Origin of the sequence: Pseudovibrio sp. POLY-S9 (assembly GCF_001431305.1) — a bacterium.
GTDB lineage: Bacteria > Pseudomonadota > Alphaproteobacteria > Rhizobiales > Stappiaceae > Pseudovibrio.
In genome coordinates, this window is the sequence record NZ_LCWX01000059.1 from 1 (window position 1) to 8832 (window position 8832).

General features: G+C 46.5%; 9 protein-coding genes. 3 read left to right on the forward strand and 6 right to left on the reverse strand.

Annotation, left to right across the window (positions count from 1 at the left end; translation table 11 throughout):
• The first annotated feature begins 1322 nt into the window (after positions 1 to 1322).
• Positions 1323 to 2252, forward strand: a complete 930-nt coding sequence (locus tag PPL9_RS04135; RefSeq protein WP_208989157.1) for a hypothetical protein — start codon at positions 1323 to 1325, stop codon at positions 2250 to 2252.
• An 86-nt stretch (positions 2253 to 2338) separates the two neighbouring features.
• Here the strand turns inward: PPL9_RS04135 and PPL9_RS04140 are convergent, their stop codons facing one another.
• The 6 genes from PPL9_RS04140 to PPL9_RS04165 all read right to left on the reverse strand — a co-directional run bounded on the left by PPL9_RS04140 (position 2339) and on the right by PPL9_RS04165 (position 6622).
• Positions 2339 to 3007, reverse strand: a complete 669-nt coding sequence (locus tag PPL9_RS04140) for an NAD(P)H-dependent oxidoreductase (protein ID WP_082596523.1) — start codon at positions 3005 to 3007, stop codon at positions 2339 to 2341.
• Between the two features lie 53 nt (positions 3008 to 3060).
• Positions 3061 to 3501, reverse strand: coding sequence for a nuclear transport factor 2 family protein (locus PPL9_RS04145; protein WP_057461471.1), 441 nt, complete (start codon positions 3499 to 3501; stop codon positions 3061 to 3063).
• A gap of 13 nt (positions 3502 to 3514) precedes the next feature.
• Complete coding sequence (locus PPL9_RS04150) at positions 3515 to 3955, reverse strand: nuclear transport factor 2 family protein (protein WP_057461472.1); 441 nt, start codon at positions 3953 to 3955, stop codon at positions 3515 to 3517.
• A gap of 134 nt (positions 3956 to 4089) precedes the next feature.
• Positions 4090 to 5016 carry a LysR substrate-binding domain-containing protein gene (locus PPL9_RS04155; RefSeq protein WP_057461473.1) on the reverse strand — a complete coding sequence of 309 codons (927 nt, stop codon included), beginning with the start codon at positions 5014 to 5016 and terminating at the stop codon, positions 4090 to 4092.
• A gap of 31 nt (positions 5017 to 5047) precedes the next feature.
• Positions 5048 to 5281 (reverse strand): hypothetical protein, encoded by a 234-nt coding sequence (locus PPL9_RS32695; protein ID WP_057461474.1) that lies wholly within the window; start codon positions 5279 to 5281, stop codon positions 5048 to 5050.
• A gap of 108 nt (positions 5282 to 5389) precedes the next feature.
• Positions 5390 to 6622: an adenosylhomocysteinase gene (locus PPL9_RS04165; protein ID WP_057461475.1), complete on the reverse strand. Its 1233-nt coding sequence runs from the start codon at positions 6620 to 6622 to the stop codon at positions 5390 to 5392.
• A gap of 175 nt (positions 6623 to 6797) precedes the next feature.
• On the opposite strand from PPL9_RS04165, the gene PPL9_RS04170 reads away from it, so the two are divergent.
• A complete protein-coding gene (locus PPL9_RS04170) occupies positions 6798 to 7724 on the forward strand; it encodes a LysR family transcriptional regulator (protein WP_161831202.1) in 927 nt (308 codons plus the stop codon).
• A gap of 576 nt (positions 7725 to 8300) precedes the next feature.
• On the forward strand, positions 8301 to 8832 hold a 532-nt coding region (locus tag PPL9_RS04175; RefSeq protein WP_200962097.1), incomplete at its 3' end, for a hypothetical protein.

The window sequence follows — 8832 nt, forward strand, 5'->3', positions numbered from 1 at the left end:
AAGGAGAACTAGACCTAAAAAAAGGCTGGTCACCAAACCTCAAACTGGGGAAATTTGGTCCAGCACTTTTGGGGAAATTTGACCCAGCATTGACACCACCAGCATGACAAGTATAGCATTGAAGTTTTTGTGCTGTCTCTTGTCGCAACTTTACGTGTCAGTACAGTGTAAAGCGAGAAACTCAACACTGCACCGGCAACGAGCCATAGCGAGCTGTCGATCTGTTGAAATCCTAGACGCACGACAATGAGGGCACCTGTAAAACCTATCAGTACAGCCAGCCAGCGATAGACGTCCATTCTTTCACCCAGAAGAGGAACGGTTAACACGCTCACAGTAATCGGAAATAACATAAAAATTGCCTGAAGGTCAGATGTTTGCATGTAGTTCAATGCGGCGGTAAACAACCAAATGTCGGCAAGAAGTAGAACACTTCGTAAAATCTGCAATCCAGGAAAGTGTGAACGTAAAACGCTAGAGAAATCGGACGTACGCTCAATCCAAATAACCATAAACAGGCCAACACCTCAGAACCTGATCATCACAAGCTGTGTGGGTGGATAATCTGCGACAGGCGCTTTGACTGCGATATCTTGAAGCCCGAAAATGAATAAAGAAATTAATGTGATAACTATAGCGCGGGGCACATCTTTAGTATCGTTTCGAACTGCTTGGTTCATTGCTGCGGACCTTTTGTCATGAACGCATTGGCTATGACGCATGAAACGCGCACAGCACAAAGAAACCCGGACGCAGAAGCGTACAAGGTTAGCGAATATTTTTTTTACTATTGGGAAGTGGTTTCTGCATTTTGGGTCCAATTGCGCAAATCAAGATATAGATTTGACTGCGCTTGGACGAAGCCTGGGCAGATGAAGGAATATAACAATTCCAGACAAGATGTCAATAAAGCTGCGCGTGCATCCATGATAGCAATCAGAAGTAGTGAGAAGTTCCCAACAGTCTGAATATTGTACCAAGGCGTATGACCGGTAAGGTCATTCATCAACAAGCTGACCAAAATCGACTTATGGTTGAAATCACGGACTGGCTGTAAGCAACTGGATTTAGGTTGAATGTCCAGTAATGGTCAACATTTCCACTACATGCAGTCATCACAACCGTTTGATCCAACTAAGATAGTTTCAGCTTCGGCATGAATTAAACGAGTTTGTGGGCGGTAGCCTGCGTCTCTAGCCTCATGAGCATAAACGAGCAACAACATGAGGTAACGCTCCATGAGAAACAGTATCCGTACTTTATGGACAGCATCAACTCTATCTCTCTTAATGTTTTCATCTGCATCAGCCCAACAGACTACCTTGGAGTTTGATGCAAAAGGGAGTGATGGGTTCTCCGTAGAAAGCAAAGCTCTTTACCCTGAAGGGCTTGAATACGACGCCAAGAGTGAACGATTTTTGCTTGGCTCAATAAGAAAAGGGGAAGTTATCGCACTTAACAAGGACGGAACAACAACACGTCTGGTTGATGATGAACGCCTTCGTTCTGTTGTTGGAATTCGCGTTGATGCAGAAAGAGGGCGGTTGCTGGTCAACAGCTCTGACTATGGTGTAGCAACGCGCAGCGTTCCCTCAGATAAGTTCGCATCGGTGGCCTTGGGGATCTACGATTTGGCGACAGGCGCCCCTCTAAAGTTCATTGACTTGTCAGATCTCCAGCCCGCTGAGAAAAAGTTTGCAAATGACCTTACTTTCGATGCGGATGGTAATACCTACATCACAGATAGCCTGGCTGCTTCTATTTACAAAGTTACGCCATCCGGCAAAGCCAGCGTGTTTCTTTCTCATGAGAGATTTCGTGGTGAAGGGTTCAACCTGAATGGTATTCAATACCATGAGAACGGCTATCTTCTTGTGGCCAAGAAAAGTGATGGTTTGCTTTTCAAAGTGCCTCTAAATGATCCGTCAGCCTTTACTGAAGTAGCAATGCCCCAGCCACTCGTTGGTACCGATGGTCTCGTTTTGACTGACCCTGAGGAGCTTGTCGCGATCACCAATCGCGCTTCCGGAGTTGTCTCCAACACGGTGTTCCAGCTCTTTTCTGATGACGATTGGAGCTCTGCTACGATTGGTCAGACATTCAAAACGGATGATGTTTACCCAACCACTGGAGTTGTTGCGAAAGGCAAGCTTTACGTCAACTATGGTCACTTACATACGCTTGGTAGCGCTTTGAAAGAAGGTGATGAACTCAGAGACACTTTTCACATTCAGCAAGTGGGGTCTCAATGAAGAGCAAACACGATCTTTTCTGGAACTGATAGCTCTAAACCCACCAGATGGTGGGTTTAGTTTTTACTGTTGGTCAGAATGAACCTCTAGTTCGGTGAAGCAAGCTTTGTGGCCAAATCTCTAGCTTTTACATGTGCATCTTGCACGGAGGCCTTATGTCGTTCGTCATTAAACTCCTGGTACTCAGCTGCGACTTCAAATAGCTCATCAACCCCAAGATATCCTTTCAGGGTTCTTATATGCGGCATGAGATGGTTCCGGCTTTCGCGAACTCCACCGGGCCCAAATCCGAACTCTCCTGATGACGTGATTGCAACCAACTTCTTGCCAGATAAAATTGGCTCTATCGGATAATCACCACGTGCCAGGTCAAAGCTGAAAGTTTTGTTGATGCGCATCACCTGATCAAACCAGGCCTTTAGACAAGCTGGCATACCGTAATTGTACATCGGTGTTGACAGGAGAATGACATCGGCTTGCTCAAGTTCAGCAATCAGGTTGTCCGACTGAGCAAGCAGCGCTTTTTGTGTGTCTGTTCGGTTCTCTGGGGCGGCGAAAACTGCTGCTATCCATTCCTGAGTTATGTGGTCTGGTGGATACATACCAACATCGCGGCAGATCACCTTGCCATTCGGCTTGTGCCGCTGCCATTCCTTCATGAAGGATGCTGAGATGTTGCGGGAGATTGAGTTGTATTCTGGAACATTGCTCTCGCTTCCCCGAATACTGGCATTGATTTGTAAAAGCGTTGTCATCAGGATCTCACCTTAAGTTTTGCTTTTCTGGACTGTGAAGGTTGCATCGGAAGTCATGAAACCTCCTGCGAAAACTGGTGTGAAAGATCTCCTACAAATGCGCGCTTAAGCTCGCATTTCTTAAAGCGCCAGACATCTTCCTCTTTTGCGAAGGTATCGAAATAGTCAGCAGAGAAGATTGGCTTTAAGGGAAGGTCAGCTGTCTGCTGAACAACGAGGCCATAGCGTTTGCAGGTTGCAATACTGGCCTCGTTATTAATCTCAAGTTGGATGTTGGTGAACATGTGACGGGTCTTGGATGTCCTATCCGACTGGAGTAGAACAGTAGATCGAACACCTGCCAGCAAGGCCTCTTTTCCTTGATGCATGCGGCCTTCCATGCCCCATTCACCGTGAGCGAAAAGTTCGGCAAACCCATCAAGGTCACCACTGTCCAGAGTGAAGCTGTAGCGATTGAGAAGCTTCAGGATTTCATCACGATCAGTGTGTTGCATAGCTATCACTCCCCTAACTCAACCGAGATAGAAGATGGTGGCTCAAGTCACCAAAAAGTGGTTTTCGTATTGTGAGCTTGCTATATCGCCAATCCCCATTTTGCTGGCGAATAAACTCATCAAAATACTCACCTGAGTAGATAACCTGCAGTGGAAAGTCATCTGCTTGCTGAATGACGACGACATACCTTTGACATTCAGCCCTACCAGCTTCCTCATCAACTCGTATATCCAAGTTGGTGGTCATGTGACGGGTGCGGGGCGTACAGTCTTCGTACAAGATGACTCGCGTTAGAACCTGATCATAAAGATCCTTGCTGCCATGAACTGGATCGGAGCCGTCAAAGTGCCAGCTTGCCTCTTTAAACAGGGCAGCGAACCCTTTCAGGTTTCCGGAATCCAGAGTGAAACTGTATTGATTGATTAGCTTATGAATTTGATCTTGCGACCGCATGGGACTGCCTCTGCCATTGGCTCTTAATCTCTCTCATAGAGATCAGAAGGTCAGGTTCAGTCCTACCTTGAGTATAAAACAGAGAACAACATCAGAGATTTCAGCTGACGGCTGAATGGGATTCAGGGCATCAATTACTTTTCAAAGAAATGCTGGCCGATTGCACAATCACGAAATATATCGGCTTCATCCAGCAGCCAATCTTGGAAAACCTGAACTTTCGCTCTGTTGGCCGAGGATTTCGGGCAAACCATATAATAGCTTTTGTTTTTGATCGAGTAATCGAAAGGGGCAACCAAGCGTTCTTCTTCCAGATCTCGTGCTGCTGCGATTAGACTAACCAAAGCGACCCCATGCCCATCTCTGGCCGCTGAAATGCACATATGCTCCTCAGAAAACGTATTGATTGGTTTTAACGGAGTAAATCCGCAACCTTGATTTCTGAACCAACCTTCCCAGCTCGGGTCTTTATCTGAAAACCCAGTCCACTCATACTGTATCAGCTGTTGGGTCTGAAGCATTGATAGCTCTGGCGAGGCGGGCAGATAATCTGGAGCACATACAGCTGATACAAAATCATCCAGTATCCAGGCAGCGTGTAAGTCAACATGGTCGGACCTGCCATATCTGATTGCCAGATCGATGTTGTCTTTTGGAAAGGTAAGTAACTCATCGGAACCCAGAACTTTCACAGCAATCAAAGGGTTCTGCTCTGAAAAACGCTTGAGCCTTGGTACCAGCCAGTTTGAGGCAAAGGAGTTGGTGGTGGTAATTGCCAGTGTACCATCAAGGTCATCATTCAAAAGAGCTGCGGACCCAGCATTCAACCTTTCAAAAGCTTCTCGGATAAAAGGAGCGTAAGTCTCGCCTTCTTTCGTTAAGCGAAGCGACCGTGGCAGGCGGTGGAACAACGACACCCCAAAGTGGTCTTCAAGGTTCTTGATCTGATGACTGATAGCGGTGGGCGTAACATGCAACTCTTCCGCAGCATCTTTAAAACTCAAATGCCGAACAACCACTTCAAATGCCTGTATGCTTTTTAACGAAGGGATCTGAGGCATGTTACACTTACACTTTGTTTGTGAGGCTTTGTTAGGGAGGCGTATAATGTAGGTTGGCGCAGATACCAGTCAACAATTGGTTCTTGAGATTAGTTTTCTCAGGAAGCTGTACTCTGGCATAAAGCAAAACGCCAAGAGTGGCCATAAACGAGGTAGCGTCCAAGTATTTGGCATTCACACCCATCATGGCAAAACCTCGACCGCCAAACAGTTCAAACATCTTATCACCAATCAACCCGCTAAATCGAAAGGTAATGCCATCCATTGAGAAACTGAATGAAAAATACACCAAGAATTGCCAAGGAAGCTAAGCATAGGCAGTATGTTCAAATTCCTAATTTCCTCATGATGTTATTGCGCTAAAAGGCTGGCGTTAGCGGTTAATCCAGTACTTGCAGGCCAGTTCAGCCACCTTCATCTCAATGTCGTAGGGTACTGGTTGCAGGGTGTTGCTCAACGTTGAAGCAGCTGTTGCAATACGCTCAATGCTTAAGGTTTGTAGCGCCAGCCCTAGATCCAAAATCTCGATTGGATTGCCATCGCCTGCTGATAAGTTAGCCAGATTTGCGTGTGAGACGAGGAACAGCTCTTTCTCACCCTCTGGGATCTGATAGGCGGTGATGTGTGGCCGGATTTGCTGGTGAGACGAGCTGAGCGCAGTCAGAGCTGGCACATCAATTTCACGCTGGAAGTGTCCGGCATTTGCAATAATGGTTTTATCGCGCATCAGCTGGAAGTGCTCTTTGCGCAGCACGTTGTCCCGGCCTGTTATGGTTACAACCATATCCGCATCAGGTATCGCTGCTTCCAATGATGCGGTGTAGAAACCTTCCATATGAGCTTCCAGACGGACCAGAGAATTACTCTCAACAACCGTAACATGCGCGCCCATGCCTCGAAGGCGCTGAGCAGTGCCTGCTCCGCAATAGCCATAGCCAACAACGACAATTTTCTTCCCGTGCAGCATCACATTGGTGGCCCGCATAAGGCCATCAACGACAGAGGAACCCACGCCAAAACGGTTTTCGATGATCCGCTTAGATTGGGTGTCGTTGATGATGAGCGTGCTCCACTTGTCGGAGTTGAAGTCCTCGCGCAGGCGGTTTGCACCTGTCGTCGTTTCCTCTGTTGCCCCTATCAGAGTCGATTGCAGCTCTGTAAACTCGTTATCGGTGAAAATCAGCTCATGCAAATCCGCCCCGTTGTCTGCAATGATGTCTGGTTTAAAGCGCAGGATTTGCTTGCAGTACTCCATGTGGTCTTCGAAGGTTTCATTCCTTTGAGAAAAAACATGAACACCGAAATCTTTCACCAGGGCCGCTGCAGTCTCATTCTGAGTTGATCCGGGAGAGCCTGTGAGGGCAACCGTTGCACCACCTTTGGTAAGAGCTTCCATCCAGACACCGGTTTTCGCTTCAACATGAAGGCACACACCAATCGTCAGGTCTTTGAAAGGTTTCTGCTGCTCCATGCGTTCAATGATACTGCTCATAATAGGCATATGAGCCTTAGCCCATTGAATGCGTTTGGTACCTTCTGGTGCCAGGCTTACATCCGCTATGTCGTAAGAACGTTCTGCAAGTACTGTGCTTGTATTATTTAGCAATTATGCCTCCCATTATTCCGACAGCAATGCCCGTGTCGGTTTTCATAGTGAGAAGGCTAAACTGTTTGGGAAACGACGAATAATATGAGTAATTTATTGCTCATAGAAATTTTCTATGACCTACTGCACTGATAGATCTTGATAGACTGAGTACATCATGCAGGACTCTCGGCCCTTGAACCAGATACAGCCAAAATGGACAGCGATGCTGAGGCGCCTCAGTTTTCGCCAACTTCTCTATTTCTGCGAGCTTTGCCATTTTATGAACTTTCGCAAGGCAGCAGAGAGTTTGGGAGTAAGCCAGCCAACACTTAGCCAACAGATCTCTCAGTTGGAGGAAAATCTCGAACTGCCCCTGCTTTCCAGATCATCGACAGGCTTTAAAATTACAGCTGGGGGACAGCAATGCTTGCGACTGTTTCAGTCTCTGCTCAACGACTGTAGTGAAGAGCTGGAGAATATACACAGCAAGGCGCAACAGCAGGAGTTGCGAGTTGGTATTCCAAGCTACCAGAATTTCAGACAGATAGATGAGTTGCTTAGAGGTTTTAGGGTGGCTTATCCGAGCATCTTCACCCATCTGATTGAGTTGACAGCAGTCGAGATGTGTGAAGCGTTGGCATCGAACAAGATTGATATCGCATTCATGTCACAGCCGACTCCTCTGGAACTTCCCAAGAACCTGGAACAGTTGGTTTTTTGGTCTGCCCACTATGAGCTATGCTTGGCAAAGTCTCACAAAATGGCCAACAAGTCGGTGCTTACCGCTCAGGATGTCTCTGACCTTCCATTAATTCTGCTGCCTGTAAGTGCGCACCCGCGCCAATATTCCTTTCAGATTGATGCTCTAAAGGAAATAGGAGCTATCCCGCAGATCTATCCCTCAGCAGTGACGAACGTCAGTGGTCAAATCGGCCTAGCTGCGTCTGGTACAGGTGCTTGCATGATTGTTCCAGGTACTATGGAGCTTACACCGGATGTTTGCTCAATTCCCACAACGCCCCCATTGCCAGAGATGAAAATGACCATCTTCTGGCGAACGAAGAGCCTCAATCCTTTAGTTGAACGCTTTATGTTGCTGGTTAAGAACTACAAAATCTAGATCCAGCATACGATTATAGTTTCAACAAAATGCCTCAAACACGGCACCAAGCAGAAACTCACTTTTGACATCAGATAATAGGTTTGCTTGCAACAGCCTAAGCAATATCATTGGGGGCATTCTAAGTTGCTCAGCGGTCCTATACGAACAGCTTCTTTACGTTGAAAATTTGTTGATTTTCACAATCGGGACCGGCCTTATTGTGCGTGTCGATGTTATTCCTGAGTTGTGATGTCAGATCTATAATCAACTCTAGGGCGTACAACTAGCCTCTCTGCTCGAAGAGCGTTATGCGGTTCGAAAGAGATGTTAAGTGCAAGTTTTCAACTAAAATATGATGATATAAAAAACTAAACTTAATTAGATTTTGATGCTAATCAAAACTAAGGGTTCTTGTATTTTTAGTCTTCTATATTTTTCATCTAATAGATGCGTTGCTGAATGAAATTAACGTATGAGGAGATTGAAAAATCTAAAATAGGTTGCGTATATATAGTTGATTAAACTTTAAATTGTTTTGCATGATTAATGCACTCATAGTTTGGCCTGATTATTTGTCGTCATTTTGAGGCCGCTATGTCTGACCAAACTCCAACAAACACATCCAATACTGCGCCTGTTTTTGTTTCATCTGAGGTTATTTCCTCACTCGCTCATGTTGTTGATGCACAGGGTGCTTCAGCAGACGGATATGGCTCCAGTGTTGCGGTGAATGGGGCTGGCACAATTGTTGTTGGTGCACCTAGGGATAGCGAAGGCAACGTGTATGCCGGTGGCTCTGTTGTCGTGCGTCAGCCAGATGGGGTCGGTGGTGTTACTGAACTCAAGCTAACGGCCCCAGATGGTGACTACGCAGGTCAGTTCGGCACATCTGTCAGCATCAATGAAGGCGGTGTGGTTGTTGTAGGCTCAACAGGTGATAATGAAAGCGGTTATCAAAGCGGTGCCATTTATGTTTATGTTCCTGATGGATCTGGCGGCTTTGCAGATCCGGTCAAACTGACCGCAACAGAAGGAAATGCCGGGAGCCAGTTTGGCAGTGCAGTTGCGATTAGTAATAATGGGATTATTGTCAGCGGAGCACCGCAGAGTTCTGGTGAGGGGCTTT